Here is a 17,008-nt window from a genome sequence, read left to right as displayed (position 1 = left end):
TCATTTGCCAGGCACCATCCCCGCCGTCAGCACGCGGATGACGTTGCCGCCCATCACCTTGCGGATGTCGTCGTCGGAGAAACCGCGGTCGAGCAATGCCTGGGTGATCGCGGCGACCTGGCTCGCGTCGAACCCGGTGGTGACCGCGCCGTCGAAATCCGAGCCCAATCCGACATGGTCGATCCCGACCAGATCGCGGACATAGGCGATTGCCCTGGCGGCATCCTCTGGCTTGTTCGAACAGATCGCGGCGTCCCAATAGCCGATGCCGATCACGCCGCCGGTTGTCGCGATGCCGCGGATCTCGTCGTCGGTCAGGTTGCGGTTGACCCTGCACGTCGCCTGGACACCGCCATGGCTCGAGACGATCGGGCGCCGCGCCATCGCGATCACTTCGGCGACGGTCTGGTGGCTCGAATGCGCGACGTCGACCACGATGCCGAGTTTCTCCATCCGCGCGACGGCCGCGCGGCCGAGCGGAGTCAGCCCGCCTTTTTTCACGCCATGCATCGAGCCGGCGAGGTCATTGTCGAAGAAATGCGCGAGGCCGGCCATGCGGAAACCGGCGGCGTGGAGATTGTCGAGATTGTCGATCCTGCCTTCGAGGTCCTGCAGCCCCTCGATCGACAGCATCGCGCCAACCACGCCGCTGCCGGCGCGGCGATCGGCGATCAGCTTCTGGAGATCGGCGGGCGAGGTGATCAGCCGCAATTGCCCGTTCGAGCGGTCGGCGAAGCGCTTGAGCTTCTCGGCATGATAGAGCGAGCGTTGGAGCAGCGAATTCCATGTCCGCATCGGCTGCAGGTCGGCGATCACCAGCTGCGTGATATTGTCGGTGTCGCCCGAATTGGCGTCATAATTCTGGTGCTTGGGGGTCTTGGTGACCGACGAGAAGACTTGCAGCGCGTAATGCCCAGCCTGCAGCCGCGGCAGGTCGACCTGGCCGCGATCGGAGCGCGTCAGCAGGTCGCGTTTCCACAATAGCGAATCGGCGTGCATATCGGCGACGTCGAGCGTCTTTTGCAACGCCAGCGCGCGCGGCGTGATCCTGAGCGCGACCGGCTGCACCTTGTTCATCGATTTCTCGACCATGCCGGGAGCGAGGATGAAGAACAGGATCGCGGCGATGACGAGCAGCGCCAGAATCCCCAGCAGCCATTTGCGCATCCTGGCTTTACCCCCTCCGTCATGCCGGGCTCGTCCCGGCATCCAAGGTGCCGCGAGCCAACCCGCCCATGATGTGCGGCACGTTGGACCCCGGGACAAGCCCGGGGTGACGACTAGAATTTGGTGAGCGTCACGAAACTATACGCCGGCCGATTGCCATCGGCCGGGTGATCCTCTCGCGCGGTTTCGCGCCAGCCAGTGAAAGCCGGCACCGTCGCATCGCCCTCAGGCGTGGCATGAACCTCCGTCAGCTCCACTCGATCGGCGCGGTCGAGGAACAACGCAAAAACCTCGGCCCCGCCAATCACCGCGGCGTCCTCACCGGCCAGCGCCAGCGCTTCCTCGACCGAATGCGTGACTTCCGCTCCCGCCGCCGTCCAGTCACGATCGCGCGTCAGCACGATGTGGCGACGGCCGGGCAGCGGAGCCGGGAAGCTCTCGAACGTCTTGCGGCCCATGATCATCGGGCGCCCGATCGTCTGTGCCTTGAAGCGCTTGAGGTCGGCCGGCAGATGCCAGGGCAGCCGCCCGTCACGGCCGATCACGCCGTTATCGGCGCGCGCGAGATGGAAGGAGATCATTAGTTCCCCTCCCGCTTGCGGGAGGGGCTAGGGGGGGGTCTGTCTAAAATCAGCACGGGTTCGACATGCCCTCCCCCAGCCCCTCCCGCAAGCGGGAGGGGAGTGTCAAACCGCCACCGGTGCCTTGATATGCGCCTGCGCCTCGTAGCCGACGAGCTGGAAATCCTCATATTCATAGGCGTCGATCGAGGGCGGCTTGCGCAGGATCTCGAGCCTGGGCAGCAGGCCGGGCTCGCGCCCCAATTGCTCGCGCGCTTGGTCGAGATGGTTCGAGTAAAGGTGGCAATCGCCACCGGTCCAGACGAACTCGCCGACGTCGAGCCCCGCTTGCTGCGCGAGCATATGGGTGAGCAGCGCGTAACTCGCGATGTTGAACGGCACGCCGAGGAAGATGTCCGCCGAGCGCTGGTAGAGCTGCAGGCTCAATTTGCCGTTAGCGACATAGCATTGGAACAGGCAATGGCACGGCGCCAGCGCCATGGCGTGGAGCTCGCCGGGGTTCCACGCGCTCACCACCATGCGGCGGCTGGCGGGATTGGTCTTCAGCGTCTCGATCAGTTCGGCGATCTGGTCGACATGCCCGCCCTCGGCGGTCGCCCAGTCGCGCCATTGCTTGCCGTAGACGGGACCGAGATCGCCATTCTCATCGGCCCATTCGTCCCAGATGCTCACCTTGCGGTCGCGCAGCCATTGGACGTTTGTGTCGCCGCGCAGGAACCACAGCAATTCGACGATGATCGACCGAAGGTGCAGCTTCTTGGTGGTCAGCACCGGAAAGCCCTGCGCCAGATCGAAGCGCATCTGGTGCCCGAACACCGATCGCGTGCCGGTACCAGTGCGATCCATTTGCTCGGCGCCATGGTCGAGCGCGCGCTGCATCAGGTCGAGATATTGCCGCATGATGATGGCTTACTCCGCACCGCGCGCGCCGCCAAGCCGAGCATGTATCGAATTGTGGAAAACGCCCCGCTATTCGGATGCGGTCAGGACGCGGGCGGCGTCGGCACCAGCCGGCAGGCGCGGATGTCCTTGGGTTCAGGGCGAGGCCCTACCGCCTGGAACCGTGCGAGATAGCCGCCCGCCGAGGGCATCTCGTCGAACGAAACGAGCTTGTAGCCGACCGCGGCGAATTCGCATTCGAGCAATTTGGGCGGCGTGCCGTGATTTTCGGTGCGGCGATTGGCGTCGACGACGATCACTTCGCCGTTCGGCTTGAGCGACGGGCGCATCCGCCAGAGGAATTCGTAGGGCTGCTCGATCTCATGGTACATGTGCACCATCAGGATACGGTCGAAGCTGTTGTCGGGCAATTTGGGATTGGCCGGTTCGCCCAGCCGCACGCTGACGGTGTCGAGCCGGTCGCGCGCGACGCGTTCGGCCAGCGCGKCGCGCACTTCGGGCACGATGTCCTCGGCCAGCACGCGGCCGTCCTTGCCGACGCGGCTGGCCAGGCGGATCGTGTAATAGCCCTCGCCCGCGCCGATATCGGCGACGGTCATGCCCTTGGCGATGCCCGCCTTGTTCATCACCTCGCCCGCTTCGTTGAGGCGATCACGCGCCTCCTCGGTCGACCAGCGCGGCGAGATGATCCGCGCGACCGGGCGGTCGGCGGCGGGGAACGGACCGACATTGTCCTGTTGGTTATGGACGACCGGCGGGCCGCCGTCGCAGGCGGCGAGCATCAGCAGGCCGACGATCAGCGCGCCCGACCACCGCATCACTCGACGTCCTCTACCTCGACCGTCTCCCCGGTCACGCGCTGCGAGAGCGCGGCCGCCATGAAGGCGTCGAGATCGCCGTCGAGCACGTCGGACGGGCTGGTCGAGGTCACGCCGGTGCGCAAGTCCTTCACCAGCTGATAGGGTTGCAGCACGTAGCTGCGGATCTGGTGGCCCCAGCCGATATCGGTCTTGGTCGCGTTGACCGCGTTGGCTTCTTCCTCGCGCTTCCTGAGTTCATGCTCGTAGAGGCGCGCGCGCAGCTGGTTATAGGCCTCGGCCTTGTTCTTGTGCTGGCTGCGCTGGTTCTGACAGGCGACGACGATTCCGGTCGGCAAGTGGGTGATGCGCACCGCCGAATCGGTCGTGTTGATGTGCTGGCCGCCCGCGCCAGACGAGCGATAGGTATCGATGCGCAGTTCGCTTTCGTTGATCTCGATATCGATCGAATCGTCGATTACCGGATAGACCCACACGCTGGAAAAGCTGGTGTGGCGCCGTGCCGCGCTGTCGTACGGGCTGATCCGGACCAGGCGATGCACGCCGCTCTCGGTCTTGGCATAGCCATAGGCATTCTCGCCCTTGAGCAGCAACGTCGCCGACTTGATGCCCGCTTGTTCGCCGGCATGATAGTCGACCAGTTCGACCTTCATGCCGTGACGTTCTGCCCAGCGCGAATACATGCGCTGGAGCATCTCCGCCCAATCCTGGCTCTCGGTCCCGCCGGCGCCGGCATTGATTTCGATATAAGTGTCGTTGGCGTCGGCCTCGCCCGCCAGCAGTGCCTTGACCTTGTCGGCTTCGGCGCGTGTCGCGAGTTCGGCGAGCGCCTCGACCGCCTGACTTTCCATATCGGCATCGCCTTCGGCCTCGGCCATCTCGACGAGTTCGATATTGTCGCTCAGTTCGCTTTCGATCGCGCGCGTCGCGGTGATCGCCTCGTCGAGACGACGGCGCTCGCGCATCACGTCCTGCGCCGCCTTGGGATTTTCCCACAGGCTCTGATCCTCGACGCGCGCGTTGAGCTCGTCGAGCCGCCGCAGCGCGCGGTCCCAATCGAGGAACCGGCGCAACAGGCTGAGCGCATCATTGATCGTATCGACATGCGATTGCGCTTCGGCGCGCATCGGTAACTCCAAATTCTAGTTCGTCGCCCCGGCGGAGGCCGGGGCCGTTACGTAAGAAGATCGGTCCTTTGCCGCCAGCGGCCCCGGCCTTCGCCGGGGTGACGCCCCCTAGTAGATACCGCCCTGCCGTTGCAAGAAATCGCGATCGCCGCTCGATTCCTTGGGTTTGGATTCCTGCGGCGCTACCCTGGTCGCGGTCGGCGTCGGCAGATCGCGGCGGATCGGCGAGCGCCGCGTTTCGCTTTCGGGCTTGAACGCTTCCCAGATTACTTGCGCCTTGGGATCGCCACCAGGCGACGGCCACGCCCCGAAGACTGGCTTGCCGGAAAGGCGATCGACGCGGACCATGCGGATCCCCGGCGGTGCGCGGAACGGCATCTTGGGCAGGCCTTCATAGGCCTTGACCGCCCACTCCTTGAAGATCGGCGCCGACACCGTGCCGCCCTGAGCGTAGCCGCCCAGCCCGCTCGGTTTGTCATAGCCGAGATAGACACCCGCGATCATCTGCGGCGTGCCACCGATGAACCACACGTCGGTCGGCCCCGAATTGGTACCGGTCTTGCCGAACATCGGGCGATCGAGGTCGCGCAGGATCGTCGCGGTGCCGCGCTGGACCACGCCTTCGGCGATATGCACCATCTGGAACGCGCTCAGCGGATCGACCACTTGCTTCAGCTTGACCACCGGACGCGGCATCGGCTTGCCGTTCCAGTCGGGCGCATTGCAGCGATCGCAGGCACGCCAATTTTCCGGCCAGATCACGTTGCCGCGACGATCCTGGACGTAATCGACCAAGGTCGGCGCGCGGCCGCGGCCATTATTCTCCAGGATCGAATAGGCATTGACCATGCGCTGCACGGTGGTTTCGCCCGCGCCGAGCGAGAAGGCGAGATAAGGCGGATATTTGCCGACGCCGATCTCGTCCATCAGCTTGACGACGTTAGGCATACCGGTCTGCGCCGCGACGCGCACCGTCATCAAGTTGCGCGATTGCTCGAGGCCCCAGCGCATCGTGTGCGATCCCGAGCCACCGGCGCCGCCGAAATTGCGGAAGCATTTCGAATATTGCGTGCCCTGGTTCACGCAATAGGGGCCGTCCTGAATGATCGAGGACGGGGTCAATCCGTGTTCGAGGCCCGCGGTGTAGACGATCGGCTTGATCGTCGAGCCCGGCTGGCGCAGCGCTTGCGTCGCGCGGTTGAACGACTGGACGCGGTTGTCGAAGCCGCCCTGCATGGCAAGCACCCGGCCGGTCGCGGGCTCTTCGACGACGAAGCCGCCAGACACTTTGGGCAGGGTCTTGAGCACGTACGAGCCGCCCGACGGCGCCACCGCGATGATGTCCCCGGCCTTGATCGCGCTCGACGCCGGCCCGCCGCCACCGCGGATCGGCATCGACGCGGCGCCGCGCGGCAGCGTGCCGGTCGCGCCGTTCGAGAAGCCAAGCGTGAAATCGCCGCTGTCGTCGATCACGACGGCCGCGCGCCAATCCTCGTAATCGAGCGCGATGTTGCTCGCGAGCAGCGCGTTGAGCCAGTTCTGCGACACGTCGACATGGCCGAGCGGCCCGGTCCAGCCGCGATTGCCGTCATAGCGCAGCAAGCCGTCGCGCAACGCTTTCTGCGCCAGCGCCTGCTGCTTGGGATCGAACGACGTCCGCACCCACAGACCACCGCCATAGACGCTGAACGGATTGCGGCCGGCTTCGGAGGCCTCGCCAAACTTGTCCATCAACTGGCGGCGGACTTCCTCGATGAAATAGCCTGATGCCGATTCGAACTGGACGGTGCGCTTGTTGACCGTGCCGAGCGGCTGCGCGACCGCCCAATCATGCTGCTGCTGGTTGATATAGCCATTGGCCTGCATCTCCCCCAGCACCCAATTGCGCCGCGCGGTCGCACGCTCGGTCTGGCGATCGGGATCGTAGCCCGACGGCGCCTTGGGCAGGATCGCCAGATAGGCGAATTGCGGGATGGTGAGCTGGTCGAGGTCCTTGTCGAAATAAGCGCGCGACGCCGCTTGCACGCCATAAGCGTTGCGGCCGAGGAAGATCGTGTTGAGATAGATTTCCAGGATCTGCTGCTTGGTCAGCGTATCCTCGATGCGGTAAGCGAGGATCGCTTCCTTGAGCTTGCGCGTATAGCTGTGCTCGTTGCCGACCAGCAGGTTCTTGGCGACCTGCTGCGTGATCGTCGAGGCGCCGCGCGAACGCTTGCTACGCATATTGTCGATCATCGCCGAGACGATGCCGGGATAATCGACGCCGTGATGCGAGAAGAAGGTCTTGTCTTCGGCCGACAGATAGGCTGCGACCAACAGCTTGGGATATTCGTCGAACTTCAGCTGGACGCGATGTTCGCGCGCGAAGCTGAAGACTGGCATGCCATTGGTATCGCGGACGTTCGACGGCAGATCGGGTTCATAGGCCTTGAGCCGATCGACCGACGGCAGATCGCGCGCGACGAACAGCCAGATCAGGAACCAGGCGATGCCCCAAAGCGCCGCCAGGACGACCAATGCCTTGACCCACCAGCGCTGCCACGCGCCGCGCATGAAGCCGGCGACGCCGCCAGCCTCTCGCTTGATCCGAAAATTGACCGAGTCCGAACTGTCCGCCGCCATAATCGTCCGGGCCTTAGCAGGTCCGGCGGCTCTTGCCAGCGCCCTAGTTTGATTTTCGCGGCACCAGCCCGCTCCCCCACCCGGCCACCCATAGAATACCTTGTTGGGCGGCCGGGTGGGGGAGCGGGCTGGCGCCGCAACCGTTTCAGCTCTGCTGAAACCAAAAGCACCGCATCAATTCGACGCAAGCTTTTTGGCGAAATTCACTTGTACCGCGCGTTCGACGCTTTGCGCGATACGCTTGCGACCCTCCGGAGAGTCCAGGAAAGCCGCGTCTTTCGGGTTCGAGATGTAGCCCGTCTCGAACAATACAGACGGCATATCCGGCGCCTTCAGGACCATCAGCGATGCGAATTTGTGAAAGCCGGGGCGCAGCGGGATGTTCGGTTCGGCTTCGCGGCCGAGCAAGCGCGCGAACGCGGCCGAGGCGTTCATCGTCTCGCGCTGGGTGAGGTCGATCAGGATCGACGAGACGTCAGCATTCTCGCTGCCCAGGTCGACTCCGGCGATGACGTCGGCCTTGTTCTCGCGCGCCGCCAGCCTGGCGGCTTCCTTGTCCGACGCGACTTCGGACAGGGTATAGACCGAGGCACCCGAGGCGTCGCCCGCCCCGACGCTGTCGCAATGGATCGAGATGAACAGATCGGCCTTGAGCTTGCGCGCCACGCCATAGCGTTCCTGCAGCACCAGGAAACGGTCGTCATCACGCGTCAACGCCACCCGCACTCGGCCCGATCTGAGCAATTCGTCGCGGATCGCCCTGGCGATGCGCAACGTCACATCCTTTTCCTTGATCCCGCTGGTCGGCGAGATCGCGCCGGGATCGAACCCGCCATGGCCGGCGTCGATCACCACCAGCGGACGGCCGGCATCGCCGTCGATCCGCGGCAGTGCCAGCGTCTTGCTCGCAGCCGGCACGGGCACCGAAACCGAATAGCGCGCGCTGCTGCTGACGGTGTCGGGCAGGTTGAACGGCGGCAGGAAGCTCATCCGACCGGCCGCCGCGGCGCGCGCGAAGCCGGCATCGTCGGTGGTGCGGAGTTGCAAGGTCAGCACGCGGCCATCGGCACCGAACGAGCCATCGGTGACCACGGCCGGGCGAGTCAGGTCGAACACAACGCGGGCGCCGCCGTCGCGCGCGCCCTCGCGCACCGCATCGACCAACCCGCCGGTGGCAACGGCTCCGCCCGGCGCGGCGTCCGCGATGTCGAGCGCGACACGCTTGGGCGCGACCAGCAGGAAACTCGAGGCGTCGGCGACCTTCTGGTCGAACGTGACCACGATGGAGTCATCCCTGACGTCCACGCGCTGGATCGTCGCTGCCCAAGCGGGGCTGCCGCCGAGCCACAGGGCCAACATGGCAAGAATGAACGACACACGCACGTAATGGCGCGCGGGCCGGTAACCGGTCCAGCGAAAAACCATCTGGAAGAACCCCTTTTACTCGCTCTTCTGAAACGGGGTTACCGCGCCGCTTACTCAGACTCGGTGAAACGACAGGGTTAATCCGTCGTTCGGCACGTTTTTGCCGACATGATCGGCAGAAACGGTAGTGTCTCAGTTTGAAAATGATTCTTGAGGAGCACGCCCCCGACGAGACTGAGTGGGCTTTGGACGCAGGCATCCGCCGCGCCGTGTTAATCCTGCGTGCGGGCGGGATCGAAACCTTTGAATCCTGCGAGAGCGGAGATGGCCATTCGTTTCTTGAGCCTACCGTTCGCTTTCACGGCGATTCGTGGGCGGGCTACAAGGCGTTCGCTATCGCTATGGAGAACGGCTTGGCAGTGTCCGAACTGCGCCGCGCCTACGCTGCCCAGGATGGGCAGCTAAACGGCCCGTGGTGGGAAATGACTTTCCGGCACACCGCCACGGGCCGAGGTCGTTAAAGGGTCTGGCAGGTCTGGCACAGGCGGTGCCCGCCTGTGCCTGAAACGCGATTATACGTTTCAATGTTGTTTCCGACCGTACACTTGTTATCGTTATGATAAACTGCCGTTCCGGGCAGTTTAGAATGAAATGCTGCTACTTTAGCCATGCTATTCCCCCTCCTAAGGGCAGGAGAGACTAGGCGCTATTTGCAACGCGTCCGAATCCTAAAGCGCCCATTTTGAACTTATTTGCTGCATTTCTTATATGGCCCGCGTGCCTTCGGAGCGGGCGCATTCTCATCGATCCAAGCCACGATGTCTTCTAGCGAAAACAGGTTCTCCGTGATCCCCGCTGCCATCGCCGGGGTAGTGCGAAGCGTTTTGTGGATGCGGCAGAAATTATAGAACACAAAGTAGAGCGAGAGGGCGTGAACGTGGTTCTCCCACTTCTTTGAAAAGGCGTTCGTGAGGCGGGTGAAGCGGCGCATCCCCATGCGCATATTGAGGTTCTGACGCTCAACGATGCTAGTCGAGATATGCGCCTTGTCGGGGTTGCCCTCGACCGTGAACTTCTTGGCGCTCACGAACTTGGCGGGGCTATAGCGGCCCGGCTTCACCGTCGTTTGAGCGTAGTTCTTGACGACCTGCCCGTAGTCCACATCGCTGCCAAAGGCCGCTTCGATGGCCGGGAGGTAGCCGCCATGGCCATCGGTCGAAAGCTGCACGCGGGTATCGACGCGCGCACGCAGATCGGCCGCAAATTCCATCGCGGTATCCTGCGAACGATCGCCGACGTAGAACGACACGATCAGCTTGGTGTCGGGATCGATCGCGGTCCAGGTCCAAACGTCACCTGCCCCCAGCGGGGCGCCCTTCGCCGCGTCAACGTTCTTCTGCTTGCTGTAGCAGAACGACCAAATCTCGTCGCACTGGATACGCTCGGCCTTCACGCCGCGCACAACGCGGTCATGGAAGGCGAGACACGCTTCGCCAGCCTCCACGAGCAACTTGCTCACCGTATTGATCGACACGTCCGTAACGCGGCTGATCGAGCGCATGGACGAACCCTCGCATAACATTGCGAGGATTTGAGTCCGTTTGGCAAGCGGGAGCCTGTTCATACGCATTGCATATGAACTTTCATGCTTAGCGTCAAGCAATAATTTCACGATTCACATCGCCGTTAAGCCATGCTAAAGTGATTCTGCTCTAGCGATGTTGGTGTGCGCTCGGCCGGACTCGAACCGGCGACCGGGGACCTACGAAGAACCTGCTCTATCCAGCTGAGCTACGAGCGCCACGGGAAGGGACCGGACGGGTCGATACCGCCCGATCCCCGACCAAATCAGTGGTTCATATTATCATGTACCACCTCCCGGCCGTCTTCATCGGCGCTGTTCGGGGTTGAGACAGAGGCCGCAGGATCGCTCTCCAGAGTATCCCCTGCGGCCTCATCTTGTTCATAGCCTTCGCCTGCGTCGTCCTGGCTACCGTCCAGATTGATCGGGCGCCGACGCCGCATGGGCTTTGACGGCCCGTACCAGTCGGCCAGCCCATACAGTCCGTTCGGAAGCTTCCTAAACGTGACGCTGTTCTTGGCCAGCGACACCGACACACCCATCTTCTGGCGCTCTTTGTCGTTCGACGGAAACTGAAACCCGCCAGCGGTAAGCGCCTCGTAGATTTCATCGGTCGACGCGGCCTGTGTCATGCCAGCCGATTTGCGCATCGTGAGAATTTCACGGGCGGCCGTAGCGAGCGGCTTCCCGAAGAACGCATCAGGCGCGATTCTCAGGCCTAGGTCGGCTTTCACCGATCCCGTCATCTCAGCATCCGGGAACATCGGCTGGCGGCCGTCAAATTCGCAGATCTGATTGATGAAAAGGCGCGTCTTCATCGCTTCGGCCTCTTGCACAGCAAGCTTCGCCAAAGCTTTTTCGATCAGTGGTTGCGACGCATCAGACATGGGAACCCCCAGCAAGACCGCCAACTCTCTAGCAGACTTACCGGGCGCACGCAAATAGGGTCCAAGAAACAGCCTCCGAGGTTACGATAATCGTAACTTAGGGTCGCTAATGGACTCCCATAACCTTATAAATACAATTACTTACAATGTCTAACCTTTCGGCCTAAGTTCGCAACTTGCGAACATCGGCTTGAACACGCCATCACGAATCACTCTTTGTTCCAGCGTTTTGCAGCGGCCTTTTTGGCGATTTCAGTTCGCTGTTCTGGCGTCATGCTCAAGGCGCGCTTCTTCCCGCCCCTGCTGCCAAGTTGAGCAGCGGCGCTGGACAGTTCCTCGCGCTCGTCATCTTCCTCGCCGGTAGCGATCCTGGCGATCTTGATGGCATTGCCGATCACGTCGGCGGGGCGCTTCTCTCCGTTGGGGCCTTTAGGCATCATAGTTCCTCGGTGATGCGCTCGTATTCTACAAACGCCTTATCCACCTCGGCCTGGGACGCTCGACCTTCTTTCAACGCTTCCTTAGCCTCGATTAGGCGCTCCAAGCGGGATTTCCATTCAGGGAAGAGTGGGTGATCTTCTACAGCCATCTAGACCTCCATGCTTTCCGCTAAGCATAGGGCAGATGGGCGGCTGGCGCTACGGCTTCAAGCGTCCAAATTCAAACTGAGACACTACCGCAGAAACCTGCCAGTTGAAGCGGACGATGGCAGGTGCTACCTGAATCGTAACCGGCACCGCGACAATGATTTGTCCGGAAGTCGCCGGCCCCACGGCCGCCCCGGCGTTCATCGGCAGGCGGTCCATCAGGTTGACGTTCGCATGCTGCATTTCCCTCGCCTAGTGCTCGACCCGGCCATCGCCGGCGAGCGCGTTGGCGCGGGTGCCCCGGCCGTGATGCCCGGGCGTGCGCAGCGAACAGACGCACATCCACCATCCCGCACCGGCCGGTCACGGAACGACAATCCGTCCACCGACGCCGCGCGACTTATTGGCGCGCCCCTACCCTTATCGAAGGTCCGGCGCGCCCGGAGAGAAAATAATGACCATGCGTATGTTGATCGACGCACGCCACCGGGAGGAAACCCGGGTGGCGGTCGTCAAAGGGAACCGCATTGAGGAGTTTGATTTCGAAAGTGCCGAGCGCAAGCAGCTCAAAGGCAATATCTATCTAGCCAAGGTTACCCGGGTCGAACCGTCGCTCCAGGCGGCGTTCGTCGATTACGGCGGCAACCGCCACGGCTTCCTGGCCTTTTCGGAAATCCACCCCGATTACTATCAGATCCCCAAGGAGGATCGTGACGCGCTTCTCCGCGAGGAAGCCGAGCACGCCGCCGAAGAAGCCGCGCTGCGCGCCGAACTCGACGCCGAGGACGATGAGCACGACGATCACGAGCCGTCCGAGGAAGAGATCGAGCGGCTCGACGATGACGGCGCGCCCGATGAGGAGGTAGCCGCCGAGCAGGAAAGCAGCGGCGGCGGTCGCCGCCGTGGCCGCAAGGACAATGGGTCGGAGGATCAGGTCGAGGCGCTGCGCCAGCGCCGCATGAACCTGCGCCGCCGCTACAAGATTCAGGACGTGATCCGGCGCCGTCAGGTGCTGCTGGTCCAGGTCGTCAAGGAAGAGCGCGGCAATAAGGGCGCGGCGCTGACCACCTATCTGTCGCTCGCCGGCCGCTATTGCGTGCTGATGCCCAACACGTCGCATGGCGGCGGCATCTCGCGGAAGATTTCCAACGCCGCCGACCGCAAGCGGCTCAAGACGATCATGGCGGAGCTCAAGCTGCCGCCGTCGATGGGCTGCATCGTCCGCACCGCGGGGCTCCAACGCACCAAGGTCGAGATCAAGCGCGACTTCGATTACCTCGCCCGGCTGTGGGATGGGATCCGCGAGACCACGCTCGCCTCTGCAGCACCGGCGCTCGTCTATGGCGACAGCGACCTGATGAAGCGGGCGATCCGCGACATCTACAACAAGGACATCGACGAGGTGATTGTCGAGGGCGATGACGGCTATCGTCAGGCCAAGGAGTTCATGAAACTCCTGATGCCGAGTCATGCCCGTCGCGTGAAACATTATTCGGACCCGGTGCCGCTGTTCCAGCGTGCCGGGGTCGAGGATCAGCTGTCGGCAATGTATCACCCGGTGGTGCAGCTCAAGTCGGGCGGCTATCTGGTTATCAACCCGACCGAAGCGCTCGTCTCGATCGACATCAACTCGGGCCGCTCGACGCGCGAGCACAATATCGAGCAGACCGCGACCGCGACCAACCTCGAGGCCGCGCAGGAAATCGCGCGCCAGTTGCGCCTGCGCGACATGGCGGGGCTGGTCGTCATCGACTTTATCGACATGGACAATGGCTCCAACGTCCGGAAGGTCGAGAAGGCGATGAAGGAGGCGCTGAAGAACGATCGCGCCCGCATCCAGGTCGGCCGCATCTCGAGCTTCGGCCTGATGGAAATGAGCCGCCAGCGCTTGCGCACCGGCGTGCTCGAAGCCTCCACTCGTCAGTGTCCGCATTGCGAAGGCACCGGCCTGGTCCGCACCGCCTCGTCGGCCGGCCTGTCGGCGCTGCGCATGATCGAGGATGAGGCCGCGCGCGGCCGCGGCTCGCAGATCACCTTGCGCGCATCGCAGGAAGCGGCGTTCTACGTGCTCAACAAGAAGCGTGCGGACATCGCCGAGATCGAGGATCGCTATGGCGTCCAGGTCGTCATCCTGTCCGATGGCGAGACCGAGGGCGCGCGGATGACGGTCGAGGCGTCGGGTCCGCCGCCGGTCCACGCGCCGCGCTTCGAAGCGCTGATCGAGGAAGAGGAAGAAGACGATTTCGTCGAGGAGGATCTCGACGAGGAAGAAGAAGCCGAGGAAGAGCGGACGGAGCGTGCTGAGCGTGGCGAACCGCGCGAACGCTCGGACGACGACAGCGATGCCGGCCGCAAGCGCCGCCGTCGCCGCCGTGGCCGCCGCGGTCGTGGCCGTGACGAAGGCGGTGAGGATGTCGCCACGCAGCAACCGCGCGAAGAGGGCGACGCCGAGAGCGATGGCGAAGAGGCAGAAGCCGTCGAATACGCCGCTGCCGGTGAGACCGAAGGCGAAGGCGAAACGCGCGGCCGTCGCCGCCGTCGCGGCCGTCGCGGCGGACGTCGCACCGAAGGGCCGACCGACGCTATCGTCGACGCCGGGGAAGCCGATGCCGGCGATGCCGGTGCGGTGATCGCGACGCACGCCAATCCCGACGTGCCTGTGGCGGTTGAGCCCGACGTAGCGCCCGAAGCGGAGGCCGCGCCCAAGCGCACGCGCCGTCGCCCCAAGGCGCGGATCGCCGAGGAAACCGCTGCAGCACCGGTGGCCGAAGCGGCCCCCGCGCCGGAACCCGAGCCCGTAGCAGCAGAGCCGGCGGCCAAGCCCAAGCGCAGCCGCAAAAAAGCCGCGCCGGTTGAAGCGGAAGCAGCCAATGCAGAACCCGTCCCGGCCGAAATGCCCGCGGCGGCAGAGGCGGCGGCGGCATCTCCGTCGATCGAGCTGGCGGAACCCGCGGCCAAGCCGAAGCGCAGCCGCAAGAAGGCCGCGCCGGCCGACGCCGCGACCGAATCGGACGCACCGACCCCCTCGCCTGCGGCGGCCAACGACGCCGACAAGACGCCGATGGCGGCCGATGCCGACGGCGCAGCACCGGCCGATGATGCCGCTGACGACACCGACACCGACGGTGACGGCTCGCCGCGCCGTGGCTGGTGGCAGCGCACTTTCGGCGCATGATCGCACGGGCCGGTCCCTCGCGCTTCAGGACGGGTTCACCCGTCCCGGCGCAGGGGCCGGCCGCATGCGCCCAATGGGACCCGAACGGATGACCGGACGATGAGGCGATTGATCGCGCTGTTCGCGACGGCAATCCTTCTCTGGGCGCAGCCGGCTTATGCGCAGGGCATCCTGCGCGATGCCGAGACCGAATCCCTGTTCAAGGACATGTCGCGGCCGATGATCGTCGCCGCCGGTCTGTCCCCGGCCAACGTCCAGGTCGTGCTGATACAGGACGATTCGATCAATGCCTTCGTCGCGGGCGGGCAGATCGTCTATATCCATTCGGGCCTGATCCAGGCGGCGGACAATGCCAACGAGGTGCAGGGCGTCATCGCGCACGAGCTTGGCCATATCGCCGACGGCCATGTCGTGCTGGCCGATGCCGGCGCCAAGCCTGCCATGGGCATTTCGTTGCTCAGCCTGGTGCTCGGCATCGCGGCGATGGCGGCGGGCGCAGGCGATGCCGGCGCCGGCATCATGGCCGCCGGCCAGCAGGCCGCGATGGGCAAGTTCCTATCCTTCACCCGCGTCCAGGAAGCCACTGCCGACGCCACCGGCGCCAAGTTCCTGCGCGAGGGCAACGTCAGCGGCAAGGGCATGATCAGCTTCTTCAAGAAGCTGGCCAATGAGGAATATCGCTACGGCCTGCAGAATATCGATCCGTATGCGCAGACCCACCCGCTGTCGAACGAACGCATCAACACGCTATATGCCGACGTGAAGGCGTCCCCCGCCTGGAACAATCCGCCCGACACCGCGCTCGACGAGCGGTTCAAGCGGATCAAGGCGAAGCTCTATGGCTATGTCTCGCCCTATGCGTCGACGCTCAACAAATATCCCGAGAGCGACCAGTCGATCTACGCGCATTACGCCCGCGCTTATGCCTGGCACAAAGCGGGCTATCCCGACAAAGCCGATGCCGAGACGCGCGCACTGGTCAAGCTGAAGCCCGACGATCCCTATTTCCTCGAAATTCGTGGCCAGATCCTGCTCGAAGCCGGCCAGCCCGCCGACGCACTCGCGCCGTTGAAGGAAGCGACCGAGCTGACCCGCTACAGCCCGCTGATCGCCACCACTTATGGCCATGCGCTGATCGCGACGGAGAACAAGGCCAATTATCCCGAGGCGATCCGCGTGCTCAAGATCGCGACCAACAAGGACGACGACAATCCGTTCGGATGGTATCAGCTGGGCACCGCCTATGAGCTGACCGGCGATACCGCCCGCGCCTCTTTGGCCGCCGCCGAGCAAGCGAGCCTGACTGGCGCAACCGCGCGTGCCGTGATGAGCGCCCGCGCCGCGATGGCCAACCTCCCGCCCAACAGCTCGGACTGGATCCGCGCCCAGGACATCGCTATGACCGGACAGAACGAACTCGACCAGAAGAAGCGCAAGCGATGAGCGATTTCCTGTCGTCGCGCTTCGCGCTGCCGCTGGTCGCGGTCGCCGCCGCCTTGCTTGGCGCCGGCGCCACCTGGCTGGTGCAACGGCCGACCGATGGCGCCGAAATCCGTGAGTATCTCCTCTCCCATCCCGAAGTGCTGCCCGAAGCGATGCAGAAATTGCGGGAGCGCGAGGCGGCCGAGCAATCGCGGCAGACCGGCTCTTTCATCGCCGCCAACCGCGATCGCATCTTCCCTGCTCTGGGCAGCGCCTGGTCCGGCAATCCCAATGGCGACGTCACGGTGGTCGAATATCTCGACTATAATTGCGGCTATTGCCGCGCCAGCCTACCGATCCTCGACAAATTGGTCGCGAGCGATCCCAAGGTGAAGATCGTGTTCCGCGAACTTCCCGTGTTGAGCGAGGAAAGCAAGGTCGCGGCGCGCTATGCCGTGGTCGCCGCCAAACAAGGCAAATATCGCCTGCTGCACGATGCGCTTTATGCCGGTGGCCCGTTGAGCGACGCGAGCATGGACGCGGCCTTGCGCACCGCAGGGCTCGACCCGGCGGCGGTCAAGGAAGCGGCGAAAGCGCCGGACGTCGGTCGCGCTATCGAGAACAACCTGGCGATGGTCGCGCCACTCGGCATGTCGGGCACACCTACCTGGGTGATCGGCGACAAGGTGCTGTCGGGCTTGCAGCCGCTCGAGACGATGCAGGCGGCGGTCGCGGCGGCGCGGACGAAATAAGCCGCGCGGGAGCGGTTGCACCC

The 17,008-nt window shown here is 64.0% G+C and carries 16 protein-coding genes and 1 tRNA gene; 4 read left to right on the top strand and 13 right to left on the bottom strand.

All coding sequences use genetic code 11. The annotated features are described in order from the left end of the window. The 7 genes from AC1DSD_RS16155 to AC1DSD_RS16125 form a co-directional block, all read right to left on the bottom strand. Window positions 1–1,167, bottom strand: coding sequence for a dipeptidase (locus tag AC1DSD_RS16155; protein WP_478031520.1), 1,167 nt, complete (start codon window positions 1,165–1,167; stop codon window positions 1–3). Between the two features lie 113 nt (window positions 1,168–1,280). Continuing rightward, the gene (locus AC1DSD_RS16150) at window positions 1,281–1,748 is read right to left on the bottom strand and encodes a dihydrofolate reductase (protein ID WP_478031518.1); all 468 of its coding nucleotides are present in this window, start codon (window positions 1,746–1,748) and stop codon (window positions 1,281–1,283) included. Window positions 1,749–1,853: 105 nt separating this feature from the next. Continuing rightward, window positions 1,854–2,648, bottom strand: coding sequence for a thymidylate synthase (locus AC1DSD_RS16145; protein ID WP_478031517.1), 795 nt, complete (start codon window positions 2,646–2,648; stop codon window positions 1,854–1,856). Window positions 2,649–2,731: 83 nt separating this feature from the next. Beyond that, window positions 2,732–3,466, bottom strand: a complete 735-nt coding sequence (locus AC1DSD_RS16140; RefSeq protein ID WP_478031551.1) for a class I SAM-dependent methyltransferase — start codon at window positions 3,464–3,466, stop codon at window positions 2,732–2,734. After that, the gene (prfB, locus tag AC1DSD_RS16135) at window positions 3,466–4,593 is read right to left on the bottom strand and encodes a peptide chain release factor 2 (protein ID WP_478031515.1); all 1,128 of its coding nucleotides are present in this window, start codon (window positions 4,591–4,593) and stop codon (window positions 3,466–3,468) included. Before prfB ends, AC1DSD_RS16140 begins: the two co-directional genes overlap by 1 nt. A 108-nt stretch (window positions 4,594–4,701) precedes the next feature. Next, on the bottom strand, window positions 4,702–7,215 hold the full coding sequence (locus AC1DSD_RS16130; protein ID WP_478031514.1) for a penicillin-binding protein 1A: 2,514 nt from the start codon (window positions 7,213–7,215) through the stop codon (window positions 4,702–4,704). 174 nt (window positions 7,216–7,389) lie between these two features. Continuing rightward, on the bottom strand, window positions 7,390–8,640 hold the full coding sequence (locus tag AC1DSD_RS16125) for an N-acetylmuramoyl-L-alanine amidase family protein (protein ID WP_478031512.1): 1,251 nt from the start codon (window positions 8,638–8,640) through the stop codon (window positions 7,390–7,392). Between the two features lie 137 nt (window positions 8,641–8,777). Here AC1DSD_RS16125 and AC1DSD_RS16120 point away from each other — a divergent pair, with 137 nt between their 5' ends. Continuing rightward, the gene (locus AC1DSD_RS16120; RefSeq protein ID WP_478031511.1) at window positions 8,778–9,101 is read left to right on the top strand and encodes a hypothetical protein; all 324 of its coding nucleotides are present in this window, start codon (window positions 8,778–8,780) and stop codon (window positions 9,099–9,101) included. A 227-nt stretch (window positions 9,102–9,328) separates the two neighbouring features. Here the strand turns inward: AC1DSD_RS16120 and AC1DSD_RS16115 are convergent, their stop codons facing one another. The 6 genes from AC1DSD_RS16115 to AC1DSD_RS16090 all read right to left on the bottom strand — a co-directional run bounded on the left by AC1DSD_RS16115 (window position 9,329) and on the right by AC1DSD_RS16090 (window position 11,879). Beyond that, the gene (locus AC1DSD_RS16115; RefSeq protein ID WP_478031510.1) at window positions 9,329–10,204 is read right to left on the bottom strand and encodes an IS1 family transposase; all 876 of its coding nucleotides are present in this window, start codon (window positions 10,202–10,204) and stop codon (window positions 9,329–9,331) included. Between the two features lie 103 nt (window positions 10,205–10,307). Then, window positions 10,308–10,381, bottom strand: a tRNA-Thr gene (locus AC1DSD_RS16110). Window positions 10,382–10,428: 47 nt separating this feature from the next. Next, complete coding sequence (locus AC1DSD_RS16105; RefSeq protein WP_478031509.1) at window positions 10,429–11,049, bottom strand: hypothetical protein; 621 nt, start codon at window positions 11,047–11,049, stop codon at window positions 10,429–10,431. Window positions 11,050–11,258: 209 nt separating this feature from the next. Next, window positions 11,259–11,486: a hypothetical protein gene (locus AC1DSD_RS16100; protein WP_478031507.1), complete on the bottom strand. Its 228-nt coding sequence runs from the start codon at window positions 11,484–11,486 to the stop codon at window positions 11,259–11,261. Next, on the bottom strand, window positions 11,486–11,638 hold the full coding sequence (locus tag AC1DSD_RS16095) for a hypothetical protein (protein ID WP_478031505.1): 153 nt from the start codon (window positions 11,636–11,638) through the stop codon (window positions 11,486–11,488). Before AC1DSD_RS16095 ends, AC1DSD_RS16100 begins: the two co-directional genes overlap by 1 nt. 49 nt (window positions 11,639–11,687) lie before the next feature. Next, a complete protein-coding gene (locus AC1DSD_RS16090) occupies window positions 11,688–11,879 on the bottom strand; it encodes a hypothetical protein (RefSeq protein WP_478031504.1) in 192 nt (63 codons plus the stop codon). 223 nt (window positions 11,880–12,102) lie between these two features. Here AC1DSD_RS16090 and AC1DSD_RS16085 point away from each other — a divergent pair, with 223 nt between their 5' ends. The 3 genes from AC1DSD_RS16085 to AC1DSD_RS16075 all read left to right on the top strand — a co-directional run bounded on the left by AC1DSD_RS16085 (window position 12,103) and on the right by AC1DSD_RS16075 (window position 16,985). Further along, window positions 12,103–14,811 carry an Rne/Rng family ribonuclease gene (locus tag AC1DSD_RS16085; RefSeq protein WP_478031549.1) on the top strand — a complete coding sequence of 903 codons (2,709 nt, stop codon included), beginning with the start codon at window positions 12,103–12,105 and terminating at the stop codon, window positions 14,809–14,811. 99 nt (window positions 14,812–14,910) lie between these two features. Next, window positions 14,911–16,254, top strand: a complete 1,344-nt coding sequence (locus AC1DSD_RS16080; RefSeq protein ID WP_478031503.1) for a M48 family metalloprotease — start codon at window positions 14,911–14,913, stop codon at window positions 16,252–16,254. Next, window positions 16,251–16,985, top strand: coding sequence for a DsbA family protein (locus AC1DSD_RS16075; RefSeq protein WP_478031502.1), 735 nt, complete (start codon window positions 16,251–16,253; stop codon window positions 16,983–16,985). Before AC1DSD_RS16080 ends, AC1DSD_RS16075 begins: the two co-directional genes overlap by 4 nt. The last annotated feature ends 23 nt before the right edge of the window (window positions 16,986–17,008 follow it).

The sequence above is a fragment of the Sphingomonas sp. P4_D12 genome, from assembly GCF_056401895.1.
This window is presented reverse-complemented; position numbering and strand designations above follow the sequence as displayed.

Excerpts from the sequence above, each read along its gene's own strand:
- AC1DSD_RS16115 (WP_478031510.1), bottom strand. The coding sequence starts at position 10,204 with ATGAACAGGCTCCCGCTTGCCAAACGGACTCAAATCCTCGCAATGTTA.
- AC1DSD_RS16145 (WP_478031517.1), bottom strand. The coding sequence starts at position 2,648 with ATGCGGCAATATCTCGACCTGATGCAGCGCGCGCTCGACCATGGCGCC.
- AC1DSD_RS16155 (WP_478031520.1), bottom strand. The coding sequence starts at position 1,167 with ATGCGCAAATGGCTGCTGGGGATTCTGGCGCTGCTCGTCATCGCCGCG.
- AC1DSD_RS16080 (WP_478031503.1), top strand. The coding sequence starts at position 14,911 with ATGAGGCGATTGATCGCGCTGTTCGCGACGGCAATCCTTCTCTGGGCG.
- AC1DSD_RS16095 (WP_478031505.1), bottom strand. The coding sequence starts at position 11,638 with ATGGCTGTAGAAGATCACCCACTCTTCCCTGAATGGAAATCCCGCTTG.
- AC1DSD_RS16125 (WP_478031512.1), bottom strand. The coding sequence starts at position 8,640 with ATGGTTTTTCGCTGGACCGGTTACCGGCCCGCGCGCCATTACGTGCGT.
- AC1DSD_RS16090 (WP_478031504.1), bottom strand. The coding sequence starts at position 11,879 with ATGCAGCATGCGAACGTCAACCTGATGGACCGCCTGCCGATGAACGCC.
- AC1DSD_RS16130 (WP_478031514.1), bottom strand. The coding sequence starts at position 7,215 with ATGGCGGCGGACAGTTCGGACTCGGTCAATTTTCGGATCAAGCGAGAG.
- AC1DSD_RS16085 (WP_478031549.1), top strand. The coding sequence starts at position 12,103 with ATGTTGATCGACGCACGCCACCGGGAGGAAACCCGGGTGGCGGTCGTC.
- AC1DSD_RS16105 (WP_478031509.1), bottom strand. The coding sequence starts at position 11,049 with ATGTCTGATGCGTCGCAACCACTGATCGAAAAAGCTTTGGCGAAGCTT.
- AC1DSD_RS16075 (WP_478031502.1), top strand. The coding sequence starts at position 16,251 with ATGAGCGATTTCCTGTCGTCGCGCTTCGCGCTGCCGCTGGTCGCGGTC.
- AC1DSD_RS16150 (WP_478031518.1), bottom strand. The coding sequence starts at position 1,748 with ATGATCTCCTTCCATCTCGCGCGCGCCGATAACGGCGTGATCGGCCGT.
- AC1DSD_RS16100 (WP_478031507.1), bottom strand. The coding sequence starts at position 11,486 with ATGCCTAAAGGCCCCAACGGAGAGAAGCGCCCCGCCGACGTGATCGGC.
- prfB (WP_478031515.1), bottom strand. The coding sequence starts at position 4,593 with ATGCGCGCCGAAGCGCAATCGCATGTCGATACGATCAATGATGCGCTC.